The organism is Pantoea sp. GW821-FHT03E06 (assembly GCF_059420725.1).
Window position 1 is genome coordinate 1345334 of the sequence record NZ_JBWKUG010000001.1, and the last position, 15882, is coordinate 1361215.

Here is a 15882-nt window from a genome sequence, read left to right on the forward strand (position 1 = left end):
CAGCCGCACTGCGGCGCGCCCTGGAAGCGGGAATGCCTGATGGAACTGAACAAAATCATTAAAGAGATTGGGCGTGGCAAAAATCACGCGCGCGATATCGATTTCGACACGGCGCAGGCGCTATACAGCGCGATGCTGGCGGGTGAAGTACCGGAACTGGAGTTGGGTGGCATCCTGATTGCGCTGCGCATTAAAGGCGAAGGTGAAGAGGAGATGCGCGGTTTTTACCACGCGATGCAGCAGCAGATGATGCCGCTGCAGGCGCCCGCTAATCGTCCAATGCCGATCGTTATTCCCAGCTACAATGGCGCGCGTCGTCAGGGCAATCTGACGCCGCTGCTGGCGCTGCTGCTGGTGAAACTCGGCTTTCCGGTGCTGCTGCACGGCGTGAGCGACGACCCGACGCGCGTCACCAGCGAAGCGGTGCTGGCGGCGCTGGATATCGCGCCCGTCACGACAGCGGAACAGGCGCAGGCGAAGCTGGATAACGGCGAACTGGCGTTTATCACTATCGACCATTTGTGCGCGCCGATGGCGAAACAGCTGTCGCTGCGCTGGCGCATGGGCGTGCGCAACAGCGCGCATACGTTGGCGAAGCTGGCCACTCCGTTTGCTGAGCGCGCCGCGCTGCGGCTGGCCAGCGTGTCGCATCCGGAATATGTGCCGCGCGTCGGTAAATTCTTTCAGGACATTGATGCACCGGCGATTTTGCTGAATGGCACGGAAGGTGAGGTGTATGCCAATCCGCAGCGCTGTCCGGCGATTAACCACATTCGCGGCGCAGGAGCCGAAGCGGAAGTGTGGGTTGAGCGCCAGCCGGAAGTGAGTGTGGAGCTGCCGGAAAGTAAAAGCGCACCGGATACCGCCGCGTGGATCAAGCAGGTGTTAGCCGGTGAACGCGCCGTGCCGCAGGCACTGCGTTTGCAGCTGGCATGCTGTTTGGTGGCGACCGGTGAATCGGCCAACCTGGCAGACGCGGACGCGCGTTTACAATTGGCAGAGATTTAATCGAATGGGTGTCGCTGCCCGGTGCGCATTAATGCGCACCCTACAGGTTTCGTAGGGGCGCCATTTATGGCGCCCAAAAGGCGTAATCATTGTTGTAGGGGCGCCATTTATGGCGACCGCGATCAGGTTTTCGCCAGCACGCGCTCCACTAACTGCTGCCAGAAGGTAATACCAATCGGCAGCAGCTCATCATTAAAATCGTAATGAGCGTTGTGCAGCGGTGCGGAAGGTGTCGCGCCATCGGCACCTAACCAGAAATAGGCGCCGGGACAGGCTTCCAGCATGCAGGCAAAATCTTCTGATGCCATAGAAGGGTTAACCTGCCAGCTAACCTGCGCCTCGCCGAGCATATCCACGGCAACTGCGCGCACCTGCTCTGCCTGCTTGGCATGGTTGGCAGTAACCGGATAGCCGGGATACCAATGAATCTCGCCGCTGACGCCAAACGGGCGCGGCAATGTCGTCACAAAATCCTCAATCAGACCGCGCACGCGATTGCGCACGTCGGTCTGCAAACATCGCACCGTGCCGCGCAACACAATCTGCTCGGGGATAACGTTAATCGCTTCGCCACCGTGGATCTGCGTTACGCTCACTACCGCCGATGCCAGCGGCGACAGCCGACGTGACGGAATGGTTTGCAGCGCCAGAATCAGTTCCGCCGCCACCACCATTGGGTCGGCACCGCTTTCCGGCATCGCTGCATGGCAGCTTTTACCGTGCAGCGTAATTTCAAACGAGTCGAGTGACGCCATCATCGCATCAGGATTCACTGCCAGCGTACCCACCGGCATACCCGGCCAGTTGTGCATGGCGTAAACCGCATCCATCGGGAAGCGCTGAAGCAGACCTTCTTCCACCATCTTGCGCGCGCCGCCGAGATTCTCTTCGGCGGGCTGGAAGATAAAGTGAAGGGTGCCGCTAAAGTTACGCGTTGTCGCCAGATGACACGCCGCCGCCAGCAGGATAGCGGTGTGGCCATCGTGACCGCAGGCGTGCATCACCCCCGCTTGCTGTGACTTCCACTGGGGATCGCCTTTTTCGGTGATCGGCAGCGCATCCATATCAGCACGCAGACCAATTATTGGGCCGGGACCGTTTTCTAACGTGCCAATGACGCCGGTGCCCGCCAGGCCACGAAACACCTGTAATCCGGCATCAGCCAGAACGTTAGCGACCAGCTCGCTGGTTTGCTGCTCCTGGTAACCCAGTTCAGGATGTTGATGTAACTGACGACGCCAGTGCAGGGCGTTTTCCAGCAGGACAGCAGGCAGGCTCATAAGATAAGGCTCTCCATCAGCAGCAAGGGCTGCAAAATAATGTATTTACTGTAGTGGCAAGCGCATGGCGGCGTCTATCGTGGAGCGTAAGAATTTGGCTATAGGGTATAGCGGAATGGAATAAAGGTTTGGCTCGATCGGCCCCTTCTCTCGCGAGCGGGAGAAGGCTGGGATGAGGGGAATGGGGCAATGTTCAGATAGTGCGTGCTGGCCCTCACCCTAACCCTCTCCCGCTGGCGGGAGAGGGGACTGATTGGAGAACGTGGGTTAGACGTTACTTCTGCATCGGCAGGTTTAAGTCATGCTGTTGCGCACAGGCCTGCGCCTGCTCGTAACCCGCATCCGCGTGACGCATCACGCCGGTCGCCGGGTCGTTCCACAGCACGCGACCCAAGCGTGCATCGGCTTCTTTCGTGCCGTCACATACAATCACTACGCCGGAGTGCTGCGAGAAGCCCATGCCGACGCCGCCGCCATGATGCAGGCTCACCCAGGTTGCGCCGCCTGCGGTGTTCAGCAGGGCATTCAGCAGCGGCCAATCCGATACCGCATCTGACCCGTCTTTCATCGCTTCGGTTTCACGGTTAGGTGATGCAACGGAACCACAATCCAGGTGATCGCGCCCAATCACGATAGGCGCTTTCAGCTCGCCGTTGCGCACCATTTCATTGAACGCCAGCGCCGCTTTATGACGTTCGCCAAGGCCGAGCCAGCAGATACGTGCCGGTAAGCCCTGGAAGGCGATGCGCTCCTGCGCCATATCTAGCCAGCGATGCAGGTTTTGATGGTCCGGGAACAGCTCCTTCAGTTTGGCATCGGTCTTGTAGATATCTTCTGGATCGCCCGACAGCGCTACCCAGCGGAACGGGCCTTTGCCTTCGCAGAACAGTGGACGTATATAGGCCGGTACAAAACCCGGGAAATCGAAGGCATTCTGCACGCCTTCTTCCAGCGCGACCTGACGGATGTTATTGCCGTAATCCACGGTTGGCACGCCCATATGATGGAAATCCAGCATCGCCTGCACATGCACCGCCATGGCGGCGCGCGCGGCTTTTTCTACCGCTTTCGGGTTGCTGATGCGCTCAGATTCCCAGCGTGCCACATCCCAACCGATCGGCAGATAGCCGTTAATCGGATCGTGCGCAGAGGTCTGATCGGTAACAATATCCGGCTTCATGCCGCCCGCCTTGGCGCGCTTAACCAGCTCTGGCACGATTTCAGCCGCGTTGCCTAGCAGGCCAACAGAAATAGCACGTTTCTCTTTATTTGCCTGATCAATAAGTTCCAGCGCGTCGTCCAGCGTATAGGCTTTATGGTCGACGTAGCGAGTACGAATACGGAAATCGATGCGTGACTCCTGGCATTCAATCGCCAGCACGCTGGCACCGGCCAATACGCCCGCCAGCGGTTGGGCGCCCCCCATGCCGCCTAAACCGGCGGTGAGGATCCAGCGGCCGCGCAGATCGCTGGCGTAATGCTGGCGACCGGCTTCGGCAAAGGTCTCAAACGTACCCTGCACGATGCCCTGCGCGCCGATGTAGATCCACGATCCGGCCGTCATCTGGCCGTACATCATCAGGCCTTTTTTATCCAGCTCGTGGAAGTGATCCCACGTTGCCCAATGCGGTACGAGGTTGGAGTTAGCCAGCAGCACGCGCGGCGCATCGGCATGGGTGCGGAACACGCCAACCGGTTTACCAGACTGGATCAGCAGTGTCTCTTCCGGCTGTAATGCACGCAGCGAACGCAGAATTTGTTCAAAGCACTCCCAGTTACGCGCGGCTTTACCGATGCCGCCGTACACCACCAGATCTTCCGGGCGCTCTGCCACATCAGGATCGAGGTTGTTCTGGATCATGCGGTACGCCGCTTCAATCAACCAGTTGGCGCAGTGTAATTCATTACCGCGCGGTGCACGGATTTCACGGGCTACAGCCTGAGTCAAAGTTTCGCTCATCATCGATTCCTTAATTAACAGTCTTACGCTGACTTGGCAGCAGCGCGGTAAGGGATTGTGGCCAGACAGAATCGCTGGCCCACAGGCGCATAGATTCAATATCCGGCGCCAGTAAACGGTCGTGATCGAGGAAGGCCACTTTTTCACGGATGCGGCTCATCTCCTGTTCCAGCGTCGGCGAACTCTGCAGCGGGCGATGGAAATCAATACCTTGTGCGGCAGCCATCGCTTCAATGCCCACCACGGCTGCGGTGTTGAAGCACATGCTGCCGAGGCGGCGTGCCGCGTAGGTCGCCATGGAGACGTGATCTTCCTGGTTCGCCGAGGTGGGCAGGCTGTCAACGCTGCCCGGATGCGCCAGCGATTTGTTTTCGGAAGCCAGCGCCGCCGCCGTCACCTGGGCAATCATAAAGCCGGAGTTGACACCGCCATCGTGTACGAGGAACGGCGGCAGGCCTGAAAGACCGGTATCCAACAGCAGCGCCAGGCGACGCTCAGAAATGGCACCAATCTCGGCAATCGCCAGTGCCAGAATATCGGCGGCAAAGGCCACCGGTTCGGCGTGGAAGTTACCGCCGGAAATCACATCGCCGCTGTCACTGAACACCAGCGGATTATCGGAGGCGGCGTTGGCTTCAATCTGCAATACCCGTGCAGCGTGCGTCAGGTTATCCAGGCAGGCGCCCATCACTTGCGGTACGCAGCGAATCGAGTAGGGATCCTGCACGCGACCACAGTGGGTGTGTGAGCTGAGAATTTCACTGCCGGATAATAAAGAAGAGATGGCGGCGGCGACGTTGATCTGTCCCACCTGACCGCGTGCTTCATGAATCCGCGCATCAAACGGTTTTACTGAGCCCTTGATCGCTTCCAGCGATAGCGCACCGGCCATCAAGCCCGCTGCGAACAGGTTTTCTGCTTCAAACAGACCGCGCAGCGCCAGCGCAGTCGAGACCTGGGTGCCGTTTAGCAGCGCCAGGCCCTCTTTAGGCCCCAGCACAATTGGCTGTAAGCCAACGCGCGCCAAACCTTCGGTGGCGGGGATCAATTCACCATTAACCCGCACCTGGCCTTCGCCCAGCAGCATCAGTGAAAGGTGTGCCAACGGCGCCAGATCGCCGGACGCGCCGACCGATCCTTTCTCCGGAATGCAGGGCATCACACCCGCGTTGAATAGCGCCAGCAGTGCTTCGATCAGTTCGATGCGCACGCCAGAATGGCCGCGCGCCAGGCTGATAATTTTGGTCGCTACCACCAGGCGTGCGACATTATCCGGCAACAAATCACCCAGGCCAACGCTGTGCGACAGCACCAGATTACGCTGCAGCTCCGCCAGCCGCGCCGAAGGAATCTGCGTCTGTGCCAGCTTGCCAAAACCGGTATTAATGCCGTACACCACGTTGCCGGATGCCACAATGGCATCAACGGTTTCATGGGCACGGTCGATGGCCGCACGCGCTTCATCTGCCAATGTAAGCGTCACCTTGCTCTGATAAATACTGCGCAAGGTCGCGAGGTCCACTTCACCGGGAATGAGGCGAATTTCCTGAACCGAACCTGACATAGTCTACTCCTGTCTATACAAGTGTGCTGGCAGGTATTGGACGCCGATACTTTGCGATGTAGCTGACCAATTTGCCGTGGATTGCGATGAGTGAAGCATAAGTGTCTAATCTTGTCTATACAAGTAGCAAGCGCTATGCCAGATTGATCGTATTCTGTGAAATGTGCCGCAATGCGCGTTAACAGGCGAAACGGTAAACCGGCTGCACCAAACTGGATCGAAAGCTGCACCAGCGCTGGGCGCGCTGCACTATTGGATGTATATACATTTACGCCCTGAGACAGTAAACTTTAGACATTATTGGAAAAAGGAACAGGAAATGGCGGAGCAAACGGCAGTAGCACAGCTGGCTGCGGCGATGGGGGATGAACCCGCGCCAATTTACCAGCGGGTGAAGCAGGCGATCGTTAGCCAGATCCGTGAAGGTCACTGGAAAGCCAACCAGCGTGTGCCCTCTGAAAGTGAGCTGGTCAATGAGCTAGGCGTAAGCCGTATGACCATTAATCGCGCGTTGCGTGAGTTAACCAGCGAAGGTTTTCTGGTGCGCATGCAGGGAGTTGGCACCTTTGTCGCGGAGATGAAGGGCTACACCGCGATGCTGGAAGTGCACAACATCGCCGATGAAATTGCCCAACGTGGGCATCAGCACAGCTGCCAGATTTTGTCGATTGGGCAGATGAAGGCCGATCCGGAACAGGCGGCGGTGCTGGGCTTGTCTACCGGACAAACGCTATTCCACTCGCTGATCGTGCATTACGAAAACGATCTGCCGGTACAGCTGGAAGACCGTTTGGTAAACCCGCTGGTGGCGCCGGATTATCTTAGCCAGGATTACCATCAGCTGACGCCCTATACCTATTTGATGCGCGTGGCGCCGCTGACGGCGGGTGAACATATTGTGGAAGCCGTATTGCCGGATCTGCGCCAGCGTAAGCATCTGGCGCTGGATGAGCACGAACCCTGCCTGCTGATTCGCCGTCAGACGTGGAGCGATAACAAGATTGTGACTTACGCGCGTCTGCTTTATCCGGGCTCGCGCTATAAGTTGCTGGGACGGTTTAGAGGCCACGGGTAAGCGCCACGAACAGCAGCCTGGCATCATGCGTTTGCGGTGCCAGCTGTAGCTTTTCATCCAGCCACCAAATCCCCTGATTCACTGCCAGCGTTTCCCCGGCTGGCGTTTGCCATGAGCCCGCTACCACCCACGCCACACCGTTTTCACCGCTAACCGCTGTTTGCGCAAGGTTGACCGCAGAGCGCCAGCTGCCGCGCCGCGTCATAATATTGAAGTCCTGACAGCTGCCGCTAATTTTGGCGTCAATCGCCCATTCACCGGGGAATGCCCACGGCTGCAGCGGCTGTAACCGCTGCTGAAGGTGGGCACTTTCCAGCAAGACGCTGTCGCCGTGCAGCAGGGTAATCACGCGATCAATGCCGGGGAAGGGGGAAAAGGGGCCGTCGGCGGAAATGGTCGCGATGCTGGCGCGCCACTCAAACTGCGCTTCGCCCGGCGGATAGCTGATAATTTCACGCGTCTCACCGCCGCCGTTGCGCCAGCGGCTCACCGGTAGCTGGTCATAGGCAAAGCGCGTTCTCATTGTAACGCCCTCATCGCTTCGGCAAAGTGCGCTGCCGCCTGGTGTTCTGCCGCATGATGGCCTTGATGAATGACCTGCTTGCCCGCCACAAACACGTCGCGAATCTGCTCGCGTTGCCCACCAAACAGCCAGCGATTCAGCAGCGAAGCGGTGCTAACGCTGCCGAGAAACGCATCTTCTGCCAGCACCAGCCAGTCGGCACGTTTGCCGATGGCTAATTCGCCAGCCTGCACGCCGCACGCCTGCGCGCCACCCTGCGCGGCTTGCTGCCACAGCAGATCGCCCACCGACGGCTGGTTCGGCAACGTAATGCGGTTGCGCCGACGATCGCGTAGTCGTTGGCCGTACTCCAGCCAGCGTAATTCCTCCAGCGCGCTAAGCGATACATGGCTGTCAGAACCAATGCCCCAGCGGCCACCGCGAGCAATGTACTCCACCGCCGGGAAAATGCCGTCGCCGAGATTGGCCTCGGTGGTTGGGCATAAACCTACCACTGCGCCACTCATCGCCATGCGCTCAATCTCATCGTCATCCAGATGGGTGGCGTGAATCAAACACCAGCGTTGATCGACATCGAAGCGATTGAGTAGCCAGGCCACCGGACGTTCGCCGCTCCACGCCAGGCTGTCATTCACCTCTTTTTCCTGCTCGGCAACGTGGATGTGCACCGGCACATCCTGCGGGCAAGCGGCTAACACCTCGTGCATCTGCGCTTCATCCACCGCGCGCAGCGAATGGAAACAGATGCCATGATTAAGCAGCGGCTTATCCGCGCTCCAGCTCGCCACACGCTGCTGCTGTTGCAGGTAGGCCGCAGTTTGCTGGATAAAACGGCGCTGGCCGTCGCTGGCGGGCTGCGAACCAAAGCCGCTATAGCTGTACAACACCGGCAGCAGCGTTTGGCCAATGCCGGCGGTGTCGGCCGCAGCCATCAGGGCGAGCTGCATCGCATCATCAGCATAGGGTTGGCCGAGCGGATCGTGGTGCAAATAGTGGAATTCCGCCACCTGGCTGTAGCCACCTTTCAGCATATCGATGTAGAGATGGGTAGCGATAGCACCGACCTGCTCTGGCGACAGTCGCTGCACCATGCGATACATCAGATCGCGCCACGTCCAGAAGCTATCCTGCGGATCGCCCGCCACTTCGGCCAGCCCGGCCATCGCACGCTGGAAGGCGTGGGAATGCAGGTTGGCCATCGCCGGGATAACCGATCCAACCAGGCGCGTCGCCGTGCCGGGCTCGCTGTTGGGTGTAAGGTCAGTGATGTGTCCGGTCGCGTTGGTGGCGATCAGCACGTGTTCGTGCCAGCCATCGGCCAGCAGCGCGCGGGGGGCAAAAAAAGTTGTCATGGTTGATCCTCCATGGCGGAAAGTTGTATATACATATACATACTTTGATGCGCAGTGTAAATCGCCGAACGTGAAGGGGAGTGGGATGGCAGAAACGAAGCAGATCGACAGCCTGTGGCTGGGGGCCGACATCGTTACGATGCGTGACGGGCACTACAATCTGATTGCCGACGGCGCGCTGGCGGTCGATCAGGGGAAACTGATTTGGCTAGGGCCGCGCAGCGAATGCCCGGCGTTTACTGCACGCGAAGAGCATGCATTTAGCGGCGGCATCATCACGCCCGGTCTGGTGGATTGCCATACGCATCTGGTGTTTGGCGGCGATCGCAGCCAGGAGTTTGAGCAGCGTTTGAATGGCGTAAGCTACGCAGAGATCGCGGCGCAGGGCGGCGGCATTCTCTCCACGGTGCGTGCTACCCGCGCTGCATCGCAGCAAGAGCTGGTGGCGAGCGCGCGCTGGCGGTTGGATCGGCTGCTGGCGGAAGGCGTGACCACGGTAGAGATCAAATCGGGTTACGGTCTTGATGAAGCCAGCGAGCTGACCATGCTGCGTGCCATTCGCGAGCTGGCGGAAACGGTGCCCGCCGATGTGCAGGCCACCTGCTTAGCCGCGCACGGTTTCCCGCCGGAGTTTAAAGATAACCCGCAAGGCTGGATTGATATCATCTGCCAACGCCTGTTACCGCAGGTGAAAGCCGAAGGATTGGCGGATGCGGTGGATGCATTTTGTGAGCATTTAGCCTTTTCGCCGCAGCAGGTCCGCGCGGTATTTGATGCAGCTAAGGCACTGGATTTTCCGGTGAAACTGCATGCTGAACAGCTGTCGGCGCTGGGCGGCGCGGCGCTGGCGGCGCGTTATGGCGCGCTCTCCGCCGACCACCTCGAATACGCTACCGAAGAGGATGCGAAAGCCATGGCGCAGCACGGTACCGTTGCAGTACTGCTGCCGGGCGCGTTTTATCTGCTGCGTGAAACCCAGCGCCCGCCGGTGGAACTCTTCCGCCAGCACGGCGTGCCGATGGCGCTGGCCAGCGATGCCAATCCGGGCACTTCACCGGCATTATCGCTGCGCCTGATGCTCAACATGGGCTGCACGCTGTTTGGTTTAACGCCGGAAGAGGCGCTGGCAGGCGTGACCTTGTGGGGGGCCAAAGCGTTAGGACTTCAGCAGTCGCACGGTTCGCTGGAAGTGGGCAAGGTGGCGAATTTTGTCCACTGGCCGCTGGCGCGTCCGGCTGAGTTGGTTTATTGGCTGGGCGGCGAACTGCCGTGCCAGGTTATTTATCGTGGAGAAGCGCAATGACATCTTTTCATTTCACGGCCGGTAAGATTCCGCTGCTGGTCAGCATTCCGCATGCGGGCATCCAATTAACGCCAGAAGTGGAGGCCGGATTGAGCGACGCGGCGCGCGGTTTACCGGACACTGACTGGCATATTCCGCTGCTGTATGACTTTGTCCGCGATCTTGGCGCCAGCGTGTTAATTGGCCACTATTCGCGTTTTGTCATCGATCTTAATCGGCCGGCGGACAATCAACCGCTCTACGCCACGGCCACCACCGGTTTGTATCCGGAAACATTATTCGACGGCACGCCAACCTTTGCCGCCGGTAAAACGCCGAGTGCCGAGGCGCGCCAGGGCTATCTGGACACGATCTGGCAGCCGTATCACCAGCAGCTGCAGCAAGAGCTGACGCGCCTGAAAGCGCAGCACGGTTATGCATTATTGTTTGATGCGCACTCCATCGCTTCGGTGATTCCGCGCCTGTTTGAGGGACGCTTGCCGGATCTCAACATCGGGACTAATGATGGCGCCAGCTGCTCCAGCGCGGCGATCGATGCGATTAAACACGTGTGCAATGCGCAGAAAGATTACAGCTGGATCGTTAACGGTCGCTTTAAAGGTGGCTATATTACGCGCGCTTATGGTCAACCCGAGCAGGGCGTGCAGGCGGTGCAGCTGGAACTGGCGCAGCTCAATTATATGGATGAGACGCCGCCGTTTGCGTGGCAACAGGATCGTGCTGGGCAGCTACAGAAGGTGCTGAAACCGCTGCTGCAGGCGTTTATTGAAGCGGGTAAAACGGTTTAAACACGCTCCCAACATCTGTAGGGTCGCCATTTATGGCGACCGGTTTACCCTGTGCGTCATCCAGACGGTCGCCATGAATGGCGACCCTACGTGCACCATAGTGATGCGCGCCTCGCCTCCTTGTAGTGCACTATTTACGTTCATCGCGTGATTATCCCCCTGATTTTGCGGCTTTGCTATTTTGGCATAGCGCTTGCTAGGTTGTATGTACAAGTAAAGACCACGTAGCGATTATGTTTTTTTATAGTGGCTGGCTCACAAAAAGCTTATGCCGACAATGATCTGCCGCACGCTAACTTGTATATACATGAAAGGTCATCTGCAAATTCACCTTCAGCAGAGACCGCCTCATTCGATTAATGACCAGGAGAAGCCGCATGACGCACCGCGCTCAGATTCGCCGTTTTTGCCTCACGACCCTGTTTGCCAGCCTGATGATCAGCGGCGTTGCTGCACAGGCTAAAGAGTGGAAATCGATCACTATCGCTACCGAAGGCAGCTATGAACCCTGGAACCTGACGCTGCCGGGCGGCAAGTTAGGCGGTTTTGAACCTGAGCTGATGGAAGATCTGTGCAAGCGCATGGGTGTGCAATGCAAACTGGTGGTGCAGAACTGGGACGGCATGATCGCCGGCCTGAATGCCGGTAAATATGACGTAATCATGGATGCGATTGTCATCACGCCAGATCGTAAAAAAGTGGTCAACTTCACCGCGCCTTATGCTTCGACGCCCGCCACCTTTATCACCACCAAGGACAGCCCGCTGCTGCCGGCCGATCACAACATCATCAAGCTGCATGACGATGAGAAAGAGATCAACGCAGCGATTGCCCCGCTGAAAGCGGCGCTGAAGGGCAAAACCATCGGTATCGCCTCCGGCACCGTCTACACGCCGTTTATTGATAAGTACTTCAAAGGTGATGCCGACGTACGCGAGTACACCTCATCCGCGGATGCCATCCTCGATTTGCAATCAGGACGTATCGATGCGGTGTTTGATGACGTCACTTTTGCGCAATCGATGCTGGCGCGCAAAGAGAACAGCAACCTGATCTTCAGCGGTCCACAGCTCGGCGGCCCAATCTGGGGCGAGGGCGAAGCGATGGGCGTACGCATGGCGGATAACGATTTGAAAGCCAAACTCGATGAGGCCATTCATGCGGCGCTGGCTGACGGTACTGTCAAAAAGCTCAGCGAGAAGTGGTTTAAAACTGACGTAACCCCGTAAGTGAGGTGAAAGATGATGAGCCTGCTGAGTTTTGGTGCTGATGGCTGGGGCCGCCTGATCCTGAGTGCTGCCTGCACCACGCTGCTGCTGTCGCTGGCGGCGCTGATGATTGGTGCGGTAGTCGGTTCCGGGGTCGCGGCGGCTAAGTTATCGCCTCAGCGCTGGCTGCGCTGGTTGGGTGAAGGCTATTCGGTGGTGTTTCGTGGCATCCCGGAACTGCTGGTGATCTATCTGTTCTATTTTGGCGGATCGGGCCTGATTACGCTGGTGGGACAGATGTTCGGCGCGGATGGCTTCATTGAAGCGCCACCTTTTCTGATTGGTGCGCTAGCGATTGGGCTCATCTCCGGTTCATATCAGGGGGAAGTGTATCGCGCGGCACGTTTGGCGCTGGCCAAAGGTGAAGTTGAGGCGGCCGTGGCGATTGGTATGCCGCGTTGGCGTATTGCGCAGCGCATTCTGCTGCCGCAGGTGGTGCGCTATGCGCTGCCGGGCATGTCGAATGTGTGGCAGATGAGCCTAAAAGATTCGGCGCTGGTATCGGTGACCGGCATCGTTGAATTGATGCGCGCCAGCCAGGTCGCGGCCGGATCCACGCGCGATTACTTCACCTTTTATCTGGTCGGCGCTGCCTGCTATCTGGTGCTGACATTAGTGTCTAATCATGCGTTCCGTCGGGCAGAATCGCGCCTGGGTCGTGCGTGGCAAAGTCGCACTGCGGCACAGCATTAAGGAGCAGCAGCATGATCGATTTCGCCTTTCTCTCCGACACCTTTCTCAAGCTCAGTGCGGCGCTGCCGGTGACGCTCGGCCTGTTTATCAGCGCCTTTCTCTGCGGCGGCATTTTGGCGATTGGCATTTTGTCGCTGCGCATGAGTCGCTGGCGGGTGCTGAGCGGCTTTGCGCGCGGCTACATTTTAGTGTTTCGCGGCTCGCCGCTGATGATCCAACTGTTTCTGATCTATTACGGTCTCGGCCAATTTGGTGTGATTCGCCATAGCTTTGTCTGGCCGTTCCTGCGTGAGCCGTTCACCTGCGCGGTGCTGGCGTTGTCGCTGTGTACGGCGGCCTATACCGCGGAAATTCTGCGCGGGGCGCTGCTGGCAGTGCCTGCCGGACAGGTGGAAGCCGGGCTGGCCTGCGGCATGTCGCGCTGGCTGCTGCTGCGCCGCATCATCGCACCGATCATGCTGCGCTATGCGCTGCCGGCTTACTCCACCGAGGCGATTCTGCTGGTGAAATCCACCGCGTTAGCCAGCCTCGTTACCGTTTGGGACGTCACTGGCGTCGCACAGCAGATTATTCAGCGCACCTATCGCACCATGGAAGTGTTTATCTGCGCCGCGGCTATTTACCTGATTCTTAACTTTATTATCGTCCAGCTGTACGCGCTGTTAGAGCGCCGTCTGAGTGCGCAACATCGTGCCGCAAAAAAGCCGTTGCCCGCCGTTAAACCGCTTGCCGGAGAGTAATATGCACCACACATCACCCGTTACCTTATCCGCCACCGATATCCATAAATCTTTTGGCGCGATGGAAGTTCTGAAAGGCATTTCGCTGCAGGCCCATAAAGGCGATGTCATCTCGATTCTCGGTGCCAGCGGCTCGGGCAAAAGTACCTTGCTGCGCTGCATCAACCTGCTGGAAACACCGGATGCCGGTGTGGTGAGCGTCGGTGGTGAAACCATTGAGATGAAACACCATGCGCGTGGGCACCGCCTGGCGGCGAATCCCAAACAGATTGAGCGTCTGCGCTCGCGCCTTGGCATGGTATTCCAGAGTTTTAACCTGTGGTCGCACATGACGGTGCTGCAAAACGTCATTGAAGGCCCGCACTTTGTTCTGAAACGCGATAAGAAAAGCTGCATCGCACAAGCGGAGCAGCTGCTGGACCGCGTGGGTTTGCTGAATCGCAAAGATTTCTACCCGGCGCAGCTCTCCGGCGGCCAGCAGCAGCGTGTGGCGATTGCCCGCGCGCTGGCGATGGATCCGGAAGTGATGTTGTTCGATGAACCGACTTCTGCACTCGATCCTGAACTGGTAGGCGAAGTGCTGAAAGTGATGCGCAGCCTGGCAGAAGAGGGGCGCACTATGCTGGTGGTGACCCACGAAATGGGCTTTGCGCGTAATGTCTCTAACCGCGTGGTGTTTATGCATCAGGGCACCATTGATTGCCAGGGCGCGCCGGAAGAGATGTTTGGTGAACAGGGATCGCAGCGCTTCAAGCAGTTTATCTCCAGCCATCATGGCGCGGAGCCGCAAGCATGACCGTGGTGTGGGGCGATGGTCCCTTAACGTGGCAAGAACTGGTGCAGGTGGCGCGGCACGATGCGGAACTCGGTCTGAGCGTCAGCGCCTGGCAGCGCATCGCGCAAGGGCGCGCTATTGTTGATGAGATTGTGGCGAGCGGCCACATCGCTTACGGCATCAATACCGGATTGGGCGCACTGTGCAACATCACGCTGCCGGAAGATCAGCTCAGCCAGCTTTCACGCAATACGTTGCTGAGCCATGCGTGTGGCGTGGGCCCGCTGCTAACGCGTGAACAGGCGCGCGCCATTCTGTGCGCGGCGATTGCCAACTACAGCCATGGCAAATCCGGCGTGTCGGTAGCGCTGGTGCAGCATCTGCTGGCGCTGCTGAATCAGCAGATTACGCCGCAGGTGCCGTCGCAGGGATCGGTCGGTTATCTCAGCCACATGGCACATATTGGCCTGGCGCTGATTGGTGTGGGTGACGTGGAGTATCAGGGCCAGATTATGCCTGCCGCGCAGGCGTTGGCAACAGCAGGGCTAACGCCCTATCGCCCCGGCGCCAAAGAGGGGTTGAGCCTGGTCAACGGTACGCCGTGCATGACCGGTTTATCCTGCCTTGCGCTGGATGATGCGGCGCGTCTACTTGATTGGGCGGACGTGACCGGCGCGATGAGTTTTGAGGCGTTACGCGGACAGCTGGTGGCCTTTGATGCCGAAGTGATTGCGCTGAAAGCCAGTCCGGGTATGCAGCTGAGCGGCCAGCGCTTGCGCCAGCTGCTCAGCGACAGCCCGCTGCTGGCGGCAAGCGTGGGTATTCGCACCCAGGATGCGCTGAGCCTGCGTTCAATGCCGCAGGTACACGGCGCCAGCCGCGATCAGTTCGATCACGCCGCGCGCCAGATTGCTACCGAACTCAATGCCTGCACCGACAATCCGCTGGTGCTCGGCACGCCGGATGCGTGGCGCGTGGTGTCGCAGGCTAATCCTCACGGTGAATCGGTGGCGATGGCGGCGGATCTGCTGGCGATTGCGATGGCGGAAGTGGGCAGTATCGCCGAGCGTCGCCTCGATCGCCTGGTCAATCCTTTGGTTAGCGGCTTACCGGCGTTTCTGGTGGCGCAGCCGGGCGTCAACTCCGGCATGATGATTGCGCAGTATGTGGCGGCGTCGCTGTGTGCGGAGAACCGTCAGCTAGCGCAACCGGCGGTGCTGGATAACTATGTCACCTCCGGTTTGCAGGAAGATCATCTCAGTCTCGGTACCGGCGCAGCGCTCAAGCTGCTGAAGCTGGTGGGCAATGTGTGGCAGATTCTGGCGATTGAGTATCTGCTGGCGGCGCAGGCGCTGGATTTCCACGGTGAAGCGCAGCTGGCGCAGGGTACGGCGCAGGCCCTACGCCGCCTGCGCGCGGTGGTCGCTAACTGGCAGGAAGATCGCTGGCTGGCACCGGAGATCGCGCGCGCGGTAGCGGTGTTGAAAAACGGGTTGTAACGCGTGGTTTTTAAGGCGGTCGCCATCAATGGCGACCCTACAAACCGCATGAGC

The 15882-nt window shown here is 58.8% G+C and carries 14 protein-coding genes; 9 read left to right on the forward strand and 5 right to left on the reverse strand.

Annotated elements, in window-relative coordinates:
* Nucleotides 1–39: 39 nt before the first annotated feature.
* A complete protein-coding gene (gene ybiB / locus AC07WB_RS06210) occupies nt 40–1008 on the forward strand; it encodes a DNA-binding protein YbiB (protein ID WP_494940197.1) in 969 nt (322 codons plus the stop codon).
* A 122-nt stretch (nt 1009–1130) separates the two neighbouring features.
* Here the strand turns inward: ybiB and AC07WB_RS06215 are convergent, their stop codons facing one another.
* The 3 genes from AC07WB_RS06215 to hutH all read right to left on the reverse strand — a co-directional run bounded on the left by AC07WB_RS06215 (nt 1131) and on the right by hutH (nt 5812).
* The gene (locus AC07WB_RS06215) at nt 1131–2288 is read right to left on the reverse strand and encodes a M20 aminoacylase family protein (RefSeq protein ID WP_494940198.1); all 1158 of its coding nucleotides are present in this window, start codon (nt 2286–2288) and stop codon (nt 1131–1133) included.
* A 274-nt stretch (nt 2289–2562) separates the two neighbouring features.
* Nucleotides 2563–4248, reverse strand: coding sequence for a urocanate hydratase (hutU, locus tag AC07WB_RS06220; protein ID WP_345827019.1), 1686 nt, complete (start codon nt 4246–4248; stop codon nt 2563–2565).
* Between the two features lie 10 nt (nt 4249–4258).
* On the reverse strand, nt 4259–5812 hold the full coding sequence (hutH, locus tag AC07WB_RS06225; protein WP_345827018.1) for a histidine ammonia-lyase: 1554 nt from the start codon (nt 5810–5812) through the stop codon (nt 4259–4261).
* A 319-nt stretch (nt 5813–6131) separates the two neighbouring features.
* Here hutH and hutC point away from each other — a divergent pair, with 319 nt between their 5' ends.
* Nucleotides 6132–6887, forward strand: coding sequence for a histidine utilization transcriptional repressor HutC (gene hutC / locus AC07WB_RS06230; RefSeq protein ID WP_097094461.1), 756 nt, complete (start codon nt 6132–6134; stop codon nt 6885–6887).
* Here hutC and AC07WB_RS06235 read toward each other — a convergent pair.
* Entirely contained in the window at nt 6871–7410 is a 540-nt protein-coding gene (locus AC07WB_RS06235; protein ID WP_345827017.1) for a HutD/Ves family protein, read from the reverse strand. The genes hutC and AC07WB_RS06235 overlap by 17 nt on opposite strands.
* Nucleotides 7407–8762: a formimidoylglutamate deiminase gene (locus AC07WB_RS06240; RefSeq protein ID WP_494940199.1), complete on the reverse strand. Its 1356-nt coding sequence runs from the start codon at nt 8760–8762 to the stop codon at nt 7407–7409. The genes AC07WB_RS06235 and AC07WB_RS06240 overlap by 4 nt, the downstream gene beginning before the upstream one ends.
* Nucleotides 8763–8847: 85 nt before the next feature.
* Between AC07WB_RS06240 and hutI the strand changes: the two genes are divergently transcribed.
* From hutI to AC07WB_RS06275, 7 genes are all read left to right on the forward strand, one after another.
* On the forward strand, nt 8848–10065 hold the full coding sequence (hutI, locus tag AC07WB_RS06245; protein ID WP_345827015.1) for an imidazolonepropionase: 1218 nt from the start codon (nt 8848–8850) through the stop codon (nt 10063–10065).
* The gene (hutG, locus tag AC07WB_RS06250) at nt 10062–10853 is read left to right on the forward strand and encodes an N-formylglutamate deformylase (protein ID WP_494940200.1); all 792 of its coding nucleotides are present in this window, start codon (nt 10062–10064) and stop codon (nt 10851–10853) included. The genes hutI and hutG overlap by 4 nt, the downstream gene beginning before the upstream one ends.
* A 377-nt stretch (nt 10854–11230) precedes the next feature.
* Complete coding sequence (locus AC07WB_RS06255; protein ID WP_097094456.1) at nt 11231–12082, forward strand: transporter substrate-binding domain-containing protein; 852 nt, start codon at nt 11231–11233, stop codon at nt 12080–12082.
* A gap of 12 nt (nt 12083–12094) precedes the next feature.
* Nucleotides 12095–12814: an ABC transporter permease gene (locus tag AC07WB_RS06260; RefSeq protein WP_400455176.1), complete on the forward strand. Its 720-nt coding sequence runs from the start codon at nt 12095–12097 to the stop codon at nt 12812–12814.
* Nucleotides 12815–12825: 11 nt separating this feature from the next.
* Nucleotides 12826–13554: an ABC transporter permease gene (locus AC07WB_RS06265; protein WP_097094454.1), complete on the forward strand. Its 729-nt coding sequence runs from the start codon at nt 12826–12828 to the stop codon at nt 13552–13554.
* 1 nt (nt 13555) lies between these two features.
* The gene (locus AC07WB_RS06270; protein WP_097094453.1) at nt 13556–14350 is read left to right on the forward strand and encodes an ABC transporter ATP-binding protein; all 795 of its coding nucleotides are present in this window, start codon (nt 13556–13558) and stop codon (nt 14348–14350) included.
* On the forward strand, nt 14347–15828 hold the full coding sequence (locus tag AC07WB_RS06275; RefSeq protein ID WP_345827012.1) for an HAL/PAL/TAL family ammonia-lyase: 1482 nt from the start codon (nt 14347–14349) through the stop codon (nt 15826–15828). Before AC07WB_RS06270 ends, AC07WB_RS06275 begins: the two co-directional genes overlap by 4 nt.
* The last annotated feature ends 54 nt before the right edge of the window (nt 15829–15882 follow it).